Origin of the sequence: Pseudoalteromonas luteoviolacea (assembly GCF_001750165.1) — a bacterium.
In the GTDB taxonomy this organism is placed as follows: Bacteria; Pseudomonadota; Gammaproteobacteria; order Enterobacterales; family Alteromonadaceae; genus Pseudoalteromonas; species Pseudoalteromonas luteoviolacea_G.
In genome coordinates this window covers 2,568,876-2,585,266 of the sequence record NZ_CP015411.1, presented here as the reverse complement: position 1 = coordinate 2,585,266, position 16,391 = coordinate 2,568,876, and the positions used below count along the sequence as shown (strand labels likewise).

The window sequence follows — 16,391 nt, the reverse complement described above, 5'->3', positions numbered from 1 at the left end:
TAATGGGCTTAATAATCGAAATTTATATCCCTTGTCAGGTTACCTATGATATGCGTGAGCTGCGATTTCTTGAATAGTAGGGTGGTTTGAGATTGGTGAATATTGAGGGGTTAATGCTAACTCACCAGTCTGTAAAGTAACATATCGTCTGTGCTTGGGGCACTCCTTTGGATAGAAGAAAGGGAGACATGCATCAGGCAAAATATGAAATGGATCCAGTAAATATTCCATATATTCATCAGGCACAACGGGGGTTGTGTCTATTTGGTTTTTGAACATAGCTAAGCCTAGGGTAATCTCAGACAGCCTATCCATAATGCACATTAATCCTTGCTCGTCCCAAACTCCAATCGCATGGTTGTTTGGAGAGTTTTCAGCCTTTATCCACTCTTGAATATAGTCATCAGTTATGCCCGCACATTCAAGCATGTTTGATCCGACTAATAGAAAGTATTCATGCTGCTCACCAGTGCTTTGAGATGTTAAACTTTGGCGGCTAATTTCCCATCCAAATACTCTTGAGATCGCTTCCAAATTTCTATTCATTAACTCGATGAACGCATTTAATAACATTTGCTGATCGTTGTAGTAATCATCGTCAACATATAGCTCTGTATAAGTTCTATCGATTACGATAGGTAATTCGACGTTTAGATCTTCTTTTCTTATGTGCGCTGCGAATATTCTTATTAGAATATTGTCCCTCAAGTCATCAAACTCTTGACCAAAAATCTTAACTAAATGATTGATGTCGAGAGTGGCTAATGAATTCGGTAAAATCATAGTAATTCCTTTATACATAATTTAAGTGCTGTATCCATCATACATACGATGAACAGATGTGCTACCCGTTTTTCATTCACATCGTTCAAAAGTGATAAGCCTTGAGATCAGAAAGTGAAATTAAGAGAGTTTCGAGTAACATACGTGGCGATTAGAAAGCTAGTTGTCGTAATTGCCGAGTATATCAACTTTATGTGTTTAATGAGGCAAGAATACAACAACTATGGATGTGTGTAGCGCGTTTAGATTGTTTATTGACTGTGTTGCTTAATAATTTAGATGTAAAGGAAAAAAGTGCGAGTCTGGGAATTTAAAAGTCATACAGGGTTATGAAAAAAACCTAACCGAATAGGTAATATTACTGCATACATGCTTTATCATCGACACTGCGAGTGAAGAAGTTATAATGCACCAATAAGTGTGTAAGTGATCTAATTTACACCTTGTTTAATCTATTCGGTGGTTATTTTAGTGTTTTCAGTAATGGAATGAAATCACATGCAGGATCCAGAATAGGCAAAAGGAATAACCATTGGAGAGTCTGACTTGATAGCTGGTGTATGTTCGAGGTTATCCGGTTATTACAATTTGACTGCCAATAGTCTGCGTTTGGCGTATATTTTATCAAGCCTGCTTTTTATGGACCCCTAGTCTTATACTTTACTATTTGCTAATTTTACCCAAATTTCTATTGCCGTAGGCTATGGCTAGAAAGTTAAGAATTAAAGCACAACAAAACGATAGATGTACGTAAATTAAGGTGTGCATTAAACAGAATTGTGAATGATATCAGAAAGATTTATAGAGTAATGTGTGAGTTTAAATGATAAGTATTGGTGTGCTTGTGCTCAGTAAGGTATTTATTACAATATGAAATATCGGGTTAGGCTAAAGAAAAAAACAAAAATAAAGCTAATAGCTTGTGTTATTTTATTGGGGATAATATTAAGTGTAATATTTTGGTCGCTGGTTCACTCTGAGTTATTTCAAAGACAAGATGTAATTACATATCGTCAATATTCATATATGAAACCGTTTAGTCATGCTCTGCGAGGTAGTCGCTCGGGTGGGATTAAAATGGTCATTATCAAGCTTCATTCGAGCGCCTATGTCGAACTTGTAATTCAATATAAGCCGAATGAGGAAGGGGAATATTGCATTGGTAAGCGCTACAAAAATGGCCGTTTTGATGGGTATGCAATGGCAAATGCTGAAAAATGCCAGCAGTAAACTAATAAGATTGAGTAAAGTGGGGGTTGCTTTTGTCATTTTGAAGCTGAGCGTGGCTGTATAGCAGAAATCGTTAAGGTATCTTAGTTTTAATGGGCATTGGTACGTAGTTGTGATAAGTCATTAACGGTTTAACTTAAATATGATCAGCCAAGTGTTGAGCTAAAAATAAGTTATACAATTAGATGCGCACTTTAGCTGGCACTTTAAGGCGTTTTTGAATAGCTTCTAGTTTACAAGTAAACTCAAAATTTTAGGTATGAATTATATTTCGCCATAAGGAGTAGGCATGCAGAAAAACCTAATAGTTGTCGGAGCTAGTCGTGGCATTGGCTTAGCGGTTGCGCAATTCTACCAAGCAAAAGGAGACAACGTTTTTTCTGTCTCTCGGACGCCATCGACAATTGGCAGATGGATTGAAGCAGACATGTCTAATAATGAGGGCATTCAAAAAGTATTGCACGAAACATCTGACCATACCATTGATGCATTACTTTATATGGGTGGGGTTTGGGAAGAACATGCATTCACAGAGAATTACGATTTTGAGACAAGTCCTTACTCTGAGACTCACAATATAATCAACATTAATCAGATCGCACCGATAGAGCTTGTCAAAGGCTTGTTAAAGAGCCTGAAAAAATCAAGAAATCCAAGAGCTGTGTTCATAGGGGCTACTTCAGGGCTGGATATTTCAAGCACTGCGGAGGTGGCTTACTCTGCGTCTAAGTTTGGGCTCAGGGGGGCTGTGCATGCCCTTCGAATTGGATGTAACAATCAAGGCATAGGGTTTACAACTATTAATCCGGGGCTGGTAGGAACGGATGAAGTTTTAAAAGACATTAAATCAAGCCCGCAGTCAGGACTTATTCCTATCCCAATTGATGATGTTGTAAGAGCGGTTGATTTTGTTCTGCAATCGAGTAAGGATACAGAGATAGGTGATATCACACTGACTCAAAAATTCACTGTCTAACAAAAACTATAGCGATTCTGTCTTAGATGTTTGCAATTGTACATAATATGAGAAGCACAGTCGTAAAAACAAAAATCTAAATTCAGTAGCTTTGATTTTGGTAGTCATAGTGTGTCACATAGGCCTAATACTGCGCAGAGGGTTTATGGGCAACAATGGCTGAGGTAAAATACATTACCTCAGCAGTGAGTGTGCTAGATTCTTGAACAACGATTGAAAAACAATCGCCAACTAAGCCTTATCTAACGCTTGTGAGACGTCATTAATAATATCGTCTATATGCTCTATACCCACTGAGATCCTGACGAGGTCTTCACTCACGCCTGCAGAGGCAAGCTCCGCTTTATTTAACTGTCTATGTGTTGTTGATGCGGGATGGCAAGCTAATGATTTGGCATCGCCGATATTGACCAAACGCAGGATCATATTTAACGCGTCAATAAACTTCGTACATGCTTCAATACCACCCGTTATACCAAAGCTTAAAATGCCGGAAGCTTTGCCATTTGTAATTTTATGACAGTTCTCATTGTCTGGGCTGTCTGCAAGTGCAGCATAATTTACCCATTCAACTTTAGGATGCTGCTTTAAAAACTCAGCCAACTTTTCTGCGTTATCACAGTGTCGGTCCATTCTAAGTCCAAGTGTTTCTAGGCCTTGTAATATCTGAAAAGCATTCATTGGAGATAAAGCCGCACCGGTATTTCTAAGTGGTGCTACTCGACAGCGTCCGATGTAAGCGGCTTCACCAAAAGCCTCGGTGTAAACAACTCCGTGATATGATGGATCGGGCTGGTTTAATACTGCAAATCGGTCTTTATTTGCCACCCAGTTAAATTTACCAGAGTCGACAATAATACCACCGATTGATGTACCATGACCTCCAATATATTTGGTTAACGAATGGACGACAATATCAGCACCTAGCTCAAAAGGACGGCATAAGTATGGCGTTGCAACTGTATTATCTACAATGACTGGCACACCATATTTATGCGCTATGTTTGCTATTCGGTTTATATCGACAATATTGCCAGCAGGATTACCAATCGACTCACAAAATATTGCCTTCGTGTTATTATCTATCGCTGCCTCAAACCCAGCAAAATCGTCATAAGACACCATTTTTACTTCTACACCTTGTCTAGGTAATGAGTGCGCAAATAAGTTATAGGTTCCCCCGTAGAGCTGGCTGGTACTGACGATATTATCTCCTACAGCAGTAAGGCATTGAATAGCATAAGTAATAGCTGCCATACCAGATGAAACCGCAAGGGCACCGATCCCGCCTTCCATTGCTGCGATACGCTTCTCAAGCACATCATTGGTAGGATTCATAATGCGGGTATAGATATTTCCTGGAACAGCAAGATTAAATAGATCTGCACCATGCTCGGTATTGTCAAAAGTATATGACGTTGTTTGGTATATGGGGACGGCTGCAGATTTGGTTGTTTGTTCTGAAATATACCCTTCGTGTAAGGCAATAGATTCTAATTTCACAGAGTTTTCCTTAATACAGTGTCATTAAAGTAACAGCCAATACGAATACACAAACGCAGAGTCGGTCAAATGAGAAGTCGCATTAGGCTTATAAACTTAATAAAAATTAGACTTCAACATAGCATATTTTCTAGCCATTGAAAGAAACAATATAGAGTGAAAAAAATCGCGAGAACAAGCCATCGAGCGCTGTATATAGCTGATTGTATTTCAAAATCGGCTTGTATTACTTGTCAGATAAAAAGGAAATCAGCTCATCTAAAATGTAAGCTCAGATATAGGCTTCTAAATATTAAGCCTCTTAACCCCAGCTAAATATTGATGTTGGCTGGGGTTAATCGACCTAACCTTATGTATCTAATTCGACATAGACTGTTTTTGTTGCTGTTGGTCCACATCCATTACTATTGCAAGGTGTAATAGAAACTTGATAGGTGCCTTGTGGGATAGAGCGGGTGTAAAAGCGTGCATAACCACCACCATGTTCACTGTAAGAATAAGAAACACTGCCAGTATGATTTATCCCTTGTCCGCTAACCTGAAAGTGATATTCTGTGGCGCGAGCGACTTTTCTAAACTCAAATTCTGCTTCACCAAGGTACTCCGTGAAGGCGAGAGATTCTATGTAAGGCATCTCGGTAGGTTTGTTTCCTTCTGCAACCGTGTGTTGGTGTGTAAGTGTAACGGGTTCACTGCAACCACGTTCGTTACAAGCCTCTACCTCGTATTGATAGGTACCAGTTGAAAGGCTTTGTTTGAGTGACTCTCCTTCATGATCCCCAAGGCTTACACCATTGCGGCTGATTTTTACATACTGTACTTGTATTTGCTTATTCCAGCGAAGATAAAACTCTTTGTCTCCGGGAGTTGAGTCGTCTATATAAAGTTCTGGCTCTTGTGCTTTTTGTAGCACTGAGTAAGTTTTTGCCTGAGATTCGCTAGAACATATGGTGTTGTTCCAACAAGCTTGTACGGTGTAACGATAGCGATAGCCATTACTCTTTTCGGTTGCTGTGGTGCCAAAGTAAATGTCAAACCCATCTCTCCAATATGCATCAGCATTAATGTTATATGTATTTGATTCGCCAATATCTAGTTGCCCATTACGGTTAATGTCAATGAATTCTTCTGATGTTTCATTGACTCTAAAGTAGTCTGGGTAATCGTGAACTTGATACCACACTACAGAATACCTTAGGCTCGCTTTATCTGTGTGATCTGGTCCAAGTATTGTGGGAGTTTGCGAGCGGTTTCGGCCATAGGCCTGTCGTAGTGACCGCAAATCTCCTTGTGATAGCCTAGTGTTACCGGTATCTTCAAACGCTTCCCCAGTGCTAATATTTTTATACGTAAAAGCTTTGCCAACTTCTCCAGTTTCACACCCAGTACGGTTATAGTTACTGTAATGCATAATCGATTCGTGGTCGTAGGGCAGGGTGCGCGAAACATAATTTGAGGTCGAATATGCTCCTTGCACACCACAGGGGATGAATTCCTCATTAACAGTCATGGAGTAGTAGTGCCCATCTCGTTGATGGTAATCACGATCCGTGCGTTGATGTTCATGGCGAAAGCCAAGAATATGCAGTAATTCATGTGTTGCAGTACTCACCCCACAATAGCTTGGGATCCAAGTTTTACGAACTCCGCCGTTGCCATAACCTACTTGGGCATGACAGACTCTATATTTTTCTGCGTCCGCGTTATATGCATTGCCATAAATGTTCAAATAATTAGTGTGGCTGGGCGTCTTTCGAATGAAACTTACGCCAGAAGCACGCTCAAGGTTCTCCATCGCCTTCAAAATGTTTTTTTCGTGTTGGCTGCCATTGACAACATTAACGAATTGAAAGGGTACAGTTCCGTTTGGCCACGCAACAGCGCTATCTAAGCCAGACGTTTTTATTGAACGCATATTTGTAGAGTGCTCAGATTTATCAAAAATCATATCACCTTCTACGTAGTATTCAGCTTGAGAAATTAAATTATGCTCACTAGCTTTACGTTCGTTCAGCTCAGATATCGCTGCACTTGTGAATACGGGCATACCTAGAATCCCGAGAAGTAAAAGTTTTATTTTTTTCATGTTATTTGTCACTTGTATAATGAGTTTTTAGATAAAATTGAATTTAAAATGAGCCCTATTTGTTGAGAGCTCGTGTTGGATAATATTTCTCGTTTGTTAAGCTTTTTTGGGAATAAATATGAAGTAGATCATATTTACGATTTTTATTAGATTTTATGATGTTATTAATATCTGGGGTTTTTTGTGAGGTAACTGGCAGTGGAGTTGTTTGTACTTTATTACAATTGATATTTTAAAAGTTAAAGGCGGTAATAAAACTATAAGTGCAGGTGAGTTGAATCTATAATCTTATTATGTCGGTATTTTTAGAGCGTGTTCAATGTGCTTTATTCTTACACTGATTTATTGAATTTTTTATTCCTAACCCCAATATAGTTAATTATCAAATTTAGTAAAAGCTTGAAGGTTTATGAATAGCGTTACTCACTCTAAATTAAATAGAGTTAGAATTTTGTCTTATACGGTGTCGGTCAGCCCTATACTATGCTGGTGGCTTTTAATTGACAAACATTGTAAGTATTGGGGGGCATTTGAACTTGCCTTGCAATTGTGGTTGTTTGTGATACCGATATTGACTTTTATTATGCCTAAGCATAAGTATTTTCCTGCAAGAACAATTTCTATTTTGGCGCTACCGCTTCATCTTCATTTGATAATGCTATATGGCTTTGTACGCTGCTTTCATTAGTGGGTGCCGAGTTTTGGAGCGTGGGAGTCTGGTCTGGGTAGAGTGGGCAAGCTTAACGAGTGATATTTTTAAGTATCAGGTCGAGGTGTTCCTAGGAATATACATTGGCTGGTTTAATTTAAATAGCGCCATTGAAAGGAAGTCAATGACGCTAAACTTAACTTTTCAGATTAAAAGCGATACTTTAAATTCGCAGTTACAGTGCGGCGCTGGCCATAGAAGCAGTCACCACGATATAAGCAGCTGGTTATAACAGTCTTATCTGTTAAGTTGTCAATATTCAGGCTTAGCTCGTAATCATCCATCTGATATCCGATCATCATATCATAAAGAGTAAAGCTGTCTGTTGTGAGGGCTTTATGATAGTCAATATCGCCAATTGATATAGAGCGGCTGCCGTCAAATGTTTTGCCTACATATCGAATACCGGCCCCAAATTTTAAGCCTTCAACTAGATTATCAGCACGATAAGTTGCCCACACTGATGCTAAATGTTCTGGCGTTGCAGACAGAGACACGTCGTCAGTACCAGTCATTAAGACTGCGCCTGCCATGATTTGCTGTTGCGCAGCAGGGTCTTGAACCTGTTGTGCTAATAGTGTTGCTTGCGCAAATATTTCTTTAGATGAAAGTGGTGTAGTGTCCATGTTTGATTCTGTATATGCATAAGATGCGTATACATCAAGATTTTCCCACTCTAGTTGTGCTTCAAGCTCAAAGCCATCAACTGAGATTTCACTATCTTGTACGTGTTCAAGAGGGGAAATTTGCCTAATGTGATTTTTATCAGTAATGTGGAAAACACTCGCAGTAATTAAATGCTCAGTGCCAGCAGGTTGATATTTCACACCGTATTCTATTTGCTCACCTTCTTTAGGCTTGAAGCTTCCGCCTTGTGGTTTTAAACCATATATAGGCTGGAATGATTCTGAGTAGCTAACATAAGGTGAGATACCATTTTCAAATTGATATAGTCCGCCAATTCGTCCAGTTAAAGCACTTTGTGACTTTTTAACTTCCAATAGGCTTGAAACATCACCTACTTTTTCCCAGGTTTTTTGCTCGAGGTCGTCGTGACGAAGTGCAGTGTTTAAGATAAAGTTATTGTATTCAAACGTCGCTTGGATGTAACCACCGAGTTGAGTATTTACTTGTTCTGGCGCGATATTTGTGATTTCGTTTGGTAGTGGGTCATTTAAACCATAGACAGGGTTATATAAGTCTAGCGGAGATGATACAACACCACGCAAGCGGCTTGTGCGTGTTTCTGCATCTTGGAAGTCAATACCAGCGACAATGCTGATTTCTACGTCATTGAATTCAATGTATTGATGCAGTTGGATATCACTTAATAAGCTCTTTGACTCGCCATCAGACATGCTAAAAATACGATTAATTGTACGCTTATCTGCGTTAAACTTTGGTGGCCAAGAGGCAAAAATAGTTCGATACTCAGAAGAGCTATCACTGTAGCGAGTAGACCAATTAACTTGCGTGTCTTCAGAAATACTGTGCTCAACAATTGTTGTGATTGCAAGTTGCTCCGTATCGTAGCGGTCCCAACCTGGTTCACTTACAAAGCGTTCACTTGGGATCTGTCCGTATTTAGCAGGTAAAATTGTGCCTTCATGAGGGAAGAATTGAGTTGAAGAACCTGTTTCGTTTTCTTGTATATTGGTCAGGATTGTTAAGCGAGTATCTTGATTGATATCCCAAGCAAAGCTTGGTGCAAACACAAATGTATTGTCTTCAACAAAGTCTGTTTGGGTATCGCTATTGCGGTATACACCTACAAAGCGAGCCTGGAATTCATCGCTGTTACCAAACGCCGTATTATAGTCACCTGCAAGTTGTACTCTGTCATAGTTACCAACTTGCGCCCAGATCTCACCTTGGGTTTCGCTGTGTGGACGTTTTGAAACTGAGTTTATGATACCGCCTGTTGATCCTTGACCATAAAGGACAGAAGAGGGGCCTTTTAAAATTTCAACGCGCTCAAGTGTATAGGGGTTAGTACGGGTATTGTTATAGTGTCCAAATTGCATCTGCAGGCCGTCTACATAAATTAGAGGGTCTACACCACGCACTTTTGACCAATCACCACGCGTATCAACACCATATGGACCGTTGTATACACCTGCTACATAGCCAATTGCATCTTGCAGAGTTTCTGCTCCTAAATCTGAAATACGCTTAGAAGTGAGTACAGATACAGAAACAGGAGTTTTTGTGATTGGTACATCAGATTTAGATGCACTCGCACTAACATAAGAAATTAGGCCTTTTGGGCTGACCTCAATGATTTCCATGTCATTCTTTTTTGAATCATCAGCATTAGATGCCCCAGAAAAGGCAATTGCAAGTGCCGATAAGAGCATTGGATATTTAGTTTTGAATGAGCGCATGAATTTCCCTTATAATTTAATTATCGCGCGAATACTATTGCAAGTGATAACGATTATCAATGGTGTTTTTGGTGTTTTTTAATGCAGAAACATATCGATAGATGTGTTGTAACAGCTAATCATAAAACTTCATTCAATATTTACATATGTACCCTAACGTTCTACGAATATGATTGCATTGAATACAGTTAATGAAAGGAGTTTTAATGAGTCTTATGACTGATATTTAAGGGTGAGTTTGATTCGTTGCGCAGGTGTTACAGTGTTTCAATGTACTATGAGTTTGCGGTTAATTGTTGGAAATACAGGACTATTGGTAGTGCTTAACGTGTTTTCTATGAGATATAATCCAAGGTAAGTTATAAGAGGTAAATATAAATTTGAATTGGCAAGCTTTAGTCGATAATCGACAACGATTTTTTTGGGTACTACAGATTTCAGGTTGGATCGGTTACGCTCTGGTCAACTACATAGGCTCAAAAGTATTTGAAATGCGTGACATATACGTTTTTGTCATCGTACTCAATGCGTATGCTGGTTGTTTAATGACTGTGCCTCTTAGATATCTATACCGTCGAGTATGGAATGCAAAGCCGTGGGTGCTAATATTCGTTGTTTTCAGTGTCTCATATATTACAGGCACGTTATGGTCCGTGGTTCAAAAGTACAACCTATGGGAGATATATCGTCATGGCTATCGCCCTGAAGAATGGTTTTATTATCTCCAGCAAGGACTTGATTCAGTATATATTGTACTGTGTTGGAGTGGGCTATATTTTGGTATTAAGTATTACCAGTTATTGCAAAGCGAACGTCAAAAAGCGTTAAAAGCAAACACAATGGCACATGAAGCACAATTGAAAATGCTGCGTTATCAGCTTAACCCTCACTTTTTATTTAATACATTAAACGCGATTTCTACGCTAATTTTGGTTGAAGAAAATAAAGACGCGAATCAAATGGTGTCTAGACTGAGTGACTTTTTAAGATACACCTTAAACACAGATCCGATAAAAAAAGTACCCCTTGAGCAGGAACTTCATGCGCTTCAATTGTATCTAGAAATAGAGAAAGTGCGTTTTGATGAGCGGTTAGCCATAGAGTTAGATGTCACTGAACAAGCAAAATATGCCCTTGTTCCAAGTTTAATATTGCAGCCGCTAATTGAAAATTCCATTAAATATGCCATTGCGCACATGGATGAGGGCGGCAAAATTGAAATAAAAGCGCAAGTGTTCGCCAATGAACTATTGTTAGAAGTTGGTGACAATGGTCCTGGGGCTGAACTAACTGATGGGCAGTTGAGTAATGCAAGTGGTGTAGGTATTGCCAATACCAAAGATAGATTAAAAACGCTATACGAGAACAACTACTCGTTTGTGTTATCAAATAATACGCCTTCAGGATTGAAGGCAAATATACGAGTTCCGTTTGAAAAGGCCGAGAATTGAAGTAATGAGCAAGATTAAAACGATAATTGTTGACGACGAGCCGCTAGCGAGAAAGGGCTTGTCAGTCAGACTAAGAGAATTTGAAGAAATAGAAGTAATTGAACTTTGTAACGGTGGACAAAAAGCTATAGATATTTGTCAGCAACAGGATATTGATTTGGTCTTTCTAGATATCCAGATGCCGGGTTTAAATGGCTTTGAAGTAGCACGCATTTTAAGTGAAAGTGTAAAACCTTTACCTGCTATTGTCTTTGTTACAGCGTTTGATCACTATGCGGTCAAGGCGTTTGAAATCCACGCTTTGGATTACATCCTTAAACCAGTAGATGACAACAGACTAAAACAGGCGATTGAGAAAGTGCAAAGTTATTTAAAGAACCAACAAGACAACGCCCATAAGAAAAAGCTAGCAAGCTTTGTGGCGGGAATAACCGGAAATAATTGCGAAGAGATACTTAAAAAATTAGCTACAGGCGATGCAATTGAAGACAAAAAGTTCCCTGAGTCGCTTGCAGTAAAAGAGCAGGGTGAAATTATCAGAGTGTCGACTGCCACTATTCAGTGGATTGATGCTGCTGGTGATTACATGTGTTTACACTGTGCTGATGGCCAGACACATATCTTGCGAAAGACAATGAAGGAACTAGAGCAAGAGCTAGATCCCAAACTGTTTGTACGAGTACACCGTTCTGCAATTGTAAATACTGGACAAATTAGTAAGTTGGTAACACAAAGCAGTGGTGAATATTTGCTTGTGCTGGACAATGGTCAAGAGCTGAAAGTAAGTAGAAGTTACAGAGATAAAGTTAAATCAGCGTTGGCGAGCTAATTTAGCCCCTCGAACGATTTTTTAGTCTGGTAGCCTGGTATAAAAAAGCCCAACACATCGTCGGGCTTAGTTTTTATCTGTTATCGTAATGATTACACAGTGACAATTTTCAACGTATTGGTTGCACCAATAGTTTCCATTAAGTCGCCATGTGTAAGAATTACGGTATCACCTTTTTCAAGAGAGCCACTTTCAACCAGCGAGTTCAATGCATCTTTAACCAAAGAGTCTGCTGTACAGCTTGTTGAATCGAAATATACTGGGTATACACCACGATACAATGCCGTTTGCCCCAGCGTTCTTGCATGGCGAGAAAGCGAGTAGATTGGTAAACCAGAACTTATCCTAGACATCAATTTAGAGGTGTTACCGGATTCTGTTAATGCGACGATAGCTTTAACAGAATCTAAGTGGTTTGCTGCATACATAGCAGACAGAGCTAACGTCTCCGATGTATCTGCAAACATGCTGTCTAGTCTGTGCTTTGAAATGTGTGTTTCTGGCTGAGATTCAGCACCCAAACAAACACGTGCCATTGTCGCGACGGTTTCTTCTGGGTAGTCACCTGCTGCCGTCTCAGCTGAAAGCATAACCGCATCAGTGCCATCAAGTACTGCGTTTGCAACGTCCATGACTTCAGCTCGGGTTGGCATTGGGTTGTCAATCATTGACTCCATCATCTGAGTCGCAGTGACAACGGTTCTGTTTAACGAGCGTGCACGGCTGATTATTTGTTTTTGTTTACCAACTAGCGCTGCATCGCCAATCTCAACACCTAAATCACCTCGAGCAACCATGACTGCGTCTGAGGCCAGTACAATATCATCGATTGCTTCAACTGTCTCAACAGCTTCTGCACGTTCGATTTTTGCAAGTAACTGAGCGTTAGAACCTGCTTTTTCTGCAAGGCCTCTTACATAACGCATGTCGTCGCCGCTGCGCGGGAAAGAAACGGCGATGTAGTCTACGCCAATTTCTGTTGCTGTAAGTAAGTCTTCTTTGTCTTTATCAGTAAAAGCAGGTGCCGTTAGACCTCCGCCTAATCGGTTGATGCCTTTGTTATTTGACAAGACACCACCAACTGTCACAGTACAATTAACTTTTTTACCAACAACTTCATCAACGGTTAGTTGAATTAAACCATCATTCAATAGTAAAAGGTCACCTGTGTTTACATCTTGAGGTAGTTCTTTATAGTCAATACCTACCGCATCAACAGTGCCTTCACCTAGGCCAAGTTCTGCATCTAGTGTGAATTTTGCGCCTACTTCTAGGTTGACTTTACCTTCTGCGAAAGTAGATACACGAATTTTAGGGCCTTGCAGATCCGCAAGGATTGAAACGTGAGTGTCTAGTCTTTTAGCGATTTCTCGAACAGCGTCTGCTCTGTTTTTGTGATCTTGCGCTACACCATGGGAAAAGTTTAGTCGTACTACATTAGCACCTGCGCGAATGATTTTTTCTAAATTATTATCTCTATCTGTAGCTGGTCCCAATGTGGCAACTATTTTCGTGCGTCTTAGCATCAGATTCTCCTGTGGACTGTTCTTGCTAACATCTTTCTTTAAGAAAAAGTGATTAATTATTGGTCTTAAAAAGCGCAATTGAGCAAATATTCTCAGATAATTACGCTTTTATGTAAAGTTTTGCCCTTAAACCCTTTTTCATACACAAATTAAATTATATGATCTGTATGACGTGATTATGACACCGGTGTCAGTGGGCGTCAATCTTAGAGTGAAAGAAGATTAATCTAAACACTCTGACTTACAATGTGTTTAACCAGTGTGTAAAGCAATCTTTTGCTTGTGTTGAACCACGTTGTGAGTAAAAAGTACTAAACTTCAAATTGTTTAGTTCTTGAGGTGGCCCGAGCAGAATATTATTGAATGCTAAGGTATAATGTACCGGACATCGTGTAGACGAATTTAAGTGTGGTTGTTACCGAGGAGGAAACTTAATGCAAGTTGCATTAGTTGGTTTAGGTGTAATGGGCAAAAACCTTGCACTGAACTTAATTGAGAAAGGTATGACATTAGTCGCCTATGATAAAAACCCAGACGCTGGTGCTGAGCTAATTAGTTGTGCGCAATCGTTGGGTGTAGAAGAGCGCCTCCATATCGTATCGGATCTCGGTGATATGGTTAAAAGGCTAGAGCCTCCTCGTTCGGTATTATTATTAGTACCCGCAGGCGAGCTTGTAGACAGTGTTTGTAATGAACTAATTGAAGCCGGCGTGTCAAAAGGCGACATCATTGTTGATTGCGGAAACAGTAACTACAAAGATGGTATTGCACGGAAACTTAAATACCAAAATAAATTTGAATTTGCCACTATGGGTATCTCAGGTGGTGCTGAAGGTGCAAGACACGGACCTGCGATGATGGCCAGTGGCTCAGAAGGCGGTTGGGAGCGATTGGTACCATGGTTTGAAAAAGTAGCTGCAAGCTATAACGACGAGTCATGTTTTGCGCGTGTTGGTCAATCTGCAAGTGGTCATTTTGTGAAAATGGTTCACAACGGTATTGAGTATGCATTGATGCAACTTATTGCTGAAGTTTACCATTTATTACGTATAGGTACTGGTCGCACGCCAAAAGAAGTTGCTGAAGTTTTCGAATCTTGGTCTGAGGGTGAACTTAACAGCTATTTGCTTTCAATTTCACGTCATATTTTAAGTCTAGAAGACAGCAGTCAAACACCTCTTGTCGATCTAATTGACAATAAAGTAGGTGCAAAAGGCACGGGCCTTTGGACTGCACAAAATGCACTAGAGTTGGGGATTGCAGTTCCTTCATTGGTTGCTGCAGTACAAGCACGTCACTTAACGAATACGATCAGTACGCTTGCAGCGAAAGAGATGACTTATCAAGCGAAAGAAACCCAAAAAATCGATATCGATTTGGATGAGCTTAAGTCAGCATTTTATTTTGCTAGCTTGCTCTGCTACCGTCAGGGCCTTGCGTTAATTAAAGGCGCATCACGTTCACATCAGTGGAAAGTTGATCTTGCTAAGACATTACAAACTTGGCGTGCCGGTTGTATCATTCGTGCAGATTATCTTGATGACATCGCAAAGGGTGTTGATTTCATCGATACACTTGAAGCAGAAGCGCATGCACTAAGAAGTATTACAGGGCAAGCTATCCAGACTGGCTTAGCATTCCCAGTACTTGCTTCGACACAAACTTATATTGCAACGCTAAGCACGCCTAGCAATGGTCACCTAGTTCAAGCACAGCGAGACTATTTTGGTGAGCATGGCATTAAAACACACAGTGGTGAGACTTCTCATTTAACTGATTTAGTCGATTTGCCTGAAAAGGTACGTTAATCAAAAAAGGCCACATAACGTGGCCTTTTTTAATGGTGTTTATTAACTCGGTATTGTGTCATTGAGTCTTATCTTGTCAGCTCTCCACGCAAGTTATCTTGCATTAGGTGTCGAATTGTTTCTAGCTCTAACTCCTGACTGAATAAGTAATGTAACTTTGTTAAACATGCTTCAAGCGTCATGTCATAGCCGCTGATCACCCCACAGTTCAATAATGCATTACCAGTTGCATAGCCGCCCATATTCACTTGACCTTGTATACATTGCGTTAGGTTTACAATGACAACACCACGTTCAGACGCACTCTTCAAGGTTGCCAAAATATCGTCCTGTTGTGGAGCATTTCCTACACCAAAACTAAGTAAAATAAGCGCTTTAACATCGGATGACAGTACATTTTCAACCATAGTGGCGCTAATTCCAGGATAGAGGTGCAGTACCGCAATTTGCTGAGATTGAATAGAGGTGACATCTAAGTCTTGATCGACATAAGGGCTCAACTTGCCTTCTTGGAGCTGAATATTGATCCCTACCTGAGCAAGCGGAGCTAGGTTAGGGGATGCAAAAGCATCAAACCCATCAGCATGCGCTTTAAGCGCACGATTACCTCTGAATAACTTATTGTTGAAAAACAAGCTGACTTCGGCAATGGGATAGTTTGCTGCAAGATACATTGCATTTAATAAGTTAACTTGCCCGTCAGATCTAAGCTGAGACAGTGGGATTTGAGAGCCTGTGACGATCACGGGTTTTGTGAGGTTTTCAAACATGAAAGACAGGGCAGATGCTGTGTATGCCATAGTGTCAGTTCCATGCAACACTACAAATCCATCATAATCATCGTATTTAGATTGAATATCTTCTGCGATTAATTGCCAATGCAGAGGAGACATGTCTGAAGAGTCAATGAGCGGACAATATTCATGAATATCAAATAACGGCATTTCTTCACGTGTGAATTCAGCGTTGTTCTTTACAGTTTCTGTGAGATAACCTGCAACGGGCACATACCCTTTGCTTGATTGCTTCATTCCTATGGTACCGCCAGTATAGGCAATGTAGATTTTTTTTCTTTTCATAAAAAAGCCCAGATTTTAATCTGGGCT

General features: G+C 40.0%; 11 protein-coding genes. 5 read left to right on the top strand and 6 right to left on the bottom strand.

From position 1 onward, the window contains the following. Positions 1-39 precede the first annotated feature (39 nt). Positions 40-783, bottom strand: a complete 744-nt coding sequence (locus S4054249_RS10965) for a hypothetical protein (RefSeq protein ID WP_046355533.1) — start codon at positions 781-783, stop codon at positions 40-42. A 1,026-nt stretch (positions 784-1,809) separates the two neighbouring features. On the opposite strand from S4054249_RS10965, the gene S4054249_RS26570 reads away from it, so the two are divergent. Both S4054249_RS26570 and S4054249_RS10955 read left to right on the top strand, forming a co-directional pair. Then, on the top strand, positions 1,810-2,013 hold the full coding sequence (locus S4054249_RS26570; RefSeq protein ID WP_155401369.1) for a hypothetical protein: 204 nt from the start codon (positions 1,810-1,812) through the stop codon (positions 2,011-2,013). Positions 2,014-2,302: 289 nt separating this feature from the next. Next, positions 2,303-2,989, top strand: a complete 687-nt coding sequence (locus S4054249_RS10955) for an SDR family NAD(P)-dependent oxidoreductase (RefSeq protein WP_046355531.1) — start codon at positions 2,303-2,305, stop codon at positions 2,987-2,989. 231 nt (positions 2,990-3,220) lie between these two features. On the opposite strand, the gene S4054249_RS10950 is transcribed toward S4054249_RS10955, so the two are convergent. The 3 genes from S4054249_RS10950 to S4054249_RS10940 all read right to left on the bottom strand — a co-directional run bounded on the left by S4054249_RS10950 (position 3,221) and on the right by S4054249_RS10940 (position 9,671). Next, on the bottom strand, positions 3,221-4,492 hold the full coding sequence (locus S4054249_RS10950; RefSeq protein WP_046355530.1) for an O-acetylhomoserine aminocarboxypropyltransferase/cysteine synthase family protein: 1,272 nt from the start codon (positions 4,490-4,492) through the stop codon (positions 3,221-3,223). Between the two features lie 349 nt (positions 4,493-4,841). Next, on the bottom strand, positions 4,842-6,539 hold the full coding sequence (locus tag S4054249_RS10945) for a M12 family metallopeptidase (RefSeq protein WP_046355529.1): 1,698 nt from the start codon (positions 6,537-6,539) through the stop codon (positions 4,842-4,844). Positions 6,540-7,436: 897 nt separating this feature from the next. Then, positions 7,437-9,671, bottom strand: coding sequence for a TonB-dependent siderophore receptor (locus tag S4054249_RS10940; RefSeq protein ID WP_046355528.1), 2,235 nt, complete (start codon positions 9,669-9,671; stop codon positions 7,437-7,439). Positions 9,672-10,051: 380 nt separating this feature from the next. On the opposite strand from S4054249_RS10940, the gene S4054249_RS10935 reads away from it, so the two are divergent. Next, positions 10,052-11,122 carry a sensor histidine kinase gene (locus tag S4054249_RS10935; RefSeq protein ID WP_046355527.1) on the top strand — a complete coding sequence of 357 codons (1,071 nt, stop codon included), beginning with the start codon at positions 10,052-10,054 and terminating at the stop codon, positions 11,120-11,122. A gap of 4 nt (positions 11,123-11,126) precedes the next feature. Continuing rightward, positions 11,127-11,951 (top strand): LytR/AlgR family response regulator transcription factor, encoded by an 825-nt coding sequence (locus tag S4054249_RS10930; RefSeq protein WP_039610027.1) that lies wholly within the window; start codon positions 11,127-11,129, stop codon positions 11,949-11,951. A gap of 92 nt (positions 11,952-12,043) precedes the next feature. On the opposite strand, the gene pyk is transcribed toward S4054249_RS10930, so the two are convergent. Further along, the gene (pyk, locus tag S4054249_RS10925; protein ID WP_046355526.1) at positions 12,044-13,477 is read right to left on the bottom strand and encodes a pyruvate kinase; all 1,434 of its coding nucleotides are present in this window, start codon (positions 13,475-13,477) and stop codon (positions 12,044-12,046) included. Between the two features lie 434 nt (positions 13,478-13,911). Between pyk and gndA the strand changes: the two genes are divergently transcribed. Further along, positions 13,912-15,285 (top strand): NADP-dependent phosphogluconate dehydrogenase, encoded by a 1,374-nt coding sequence (gene gndA, locus S4054249_RS10920; protein ID WP_046355525.1) that lies wholly within the window; start codon positions 13,912-13,914, stop codon positions 15,283-15,285. Positions 15,286-15,353: 68 nt separating this feature from the next. Here the strand turns inward: gndA and ansA are convergent, their stop codons facing one another. Continuing rightward, entirely contained in the window at positions 15,354-16,364 is a 1,011-nt protein-coding gene (ansA, locus tag S4054249_RS10915) for an asparaginase (protein WP_046355524.1), read from the bottom strand. Positions 16,365-16,391 lie beyond the last annotated feature (27 nt).

Excerpts from the sequence above, each read along its gene's own strand:
- pyk (WP_046355526.1), bottom strand. The coding sequence starts at position 13,477 with ATGCTAAGACGCACGAAAATAGTTGCCACATTGGGACCAGCTACAGAT.
- ansA (WP_046355524.1), bottom strand. The coding sequence starts at position 16,364 with ATGAAAAGAAAAAAAATCTACATTGCCTATACTGGCGGTACCATAGGA.
- S4054249_RS10930 (WP_039610027.1), top strand. The coding sequence starts at position 11,127 with ATGAGCAAGATTAAAACGATAATTGTTGACGACGAGCCGCTAGCGAGA.
- S4054249_RS10955 (WP_046355531.1), top strand. The coding sequence starts at position 2,303 with ATGCAGAAAAACCTAATAGTTGTCGGAGCTAGTCGTGGCATTGGCTTA.
- S4054249_RS10965 (WP_046355533.1), bottom strand. The coding sequence starts at position 783 with ATGATTTTACCGAATTCATTAGCCACTCTCGACATCAATCATTTAGTT.
- S4054249_RS26570 (WP_155401369.1), top strand. The coding sequence starts at position 1,810 with ATGAAACCGTTTAGTCATGCTCTGCGAGGTAGTCGCTCGGGTGGGATT.
- gndA (WP_046355525.1), top strand. The coding sequence starts at position 13,912 with ATGCAAGTTGCATTAGTTGGTTTAGGTGTAATGGGCAAAAACCTTGCA.
- S4054249_RS10940 (WP_046355528.1), bottom strand. The coding sequence starts at position 9,671 with ATGCGCTCATTCAAAACTAAATATCCAATGCTCTTATCGGCACTTGCA.
- S4054249_RS10945 (WP_046355529.1), bottom strand. The coding sequence starts at position 6,539 with ATGCCCGTATTCACAAGTGCAGCGATATCTGAGCTGAACGAACGTAAA.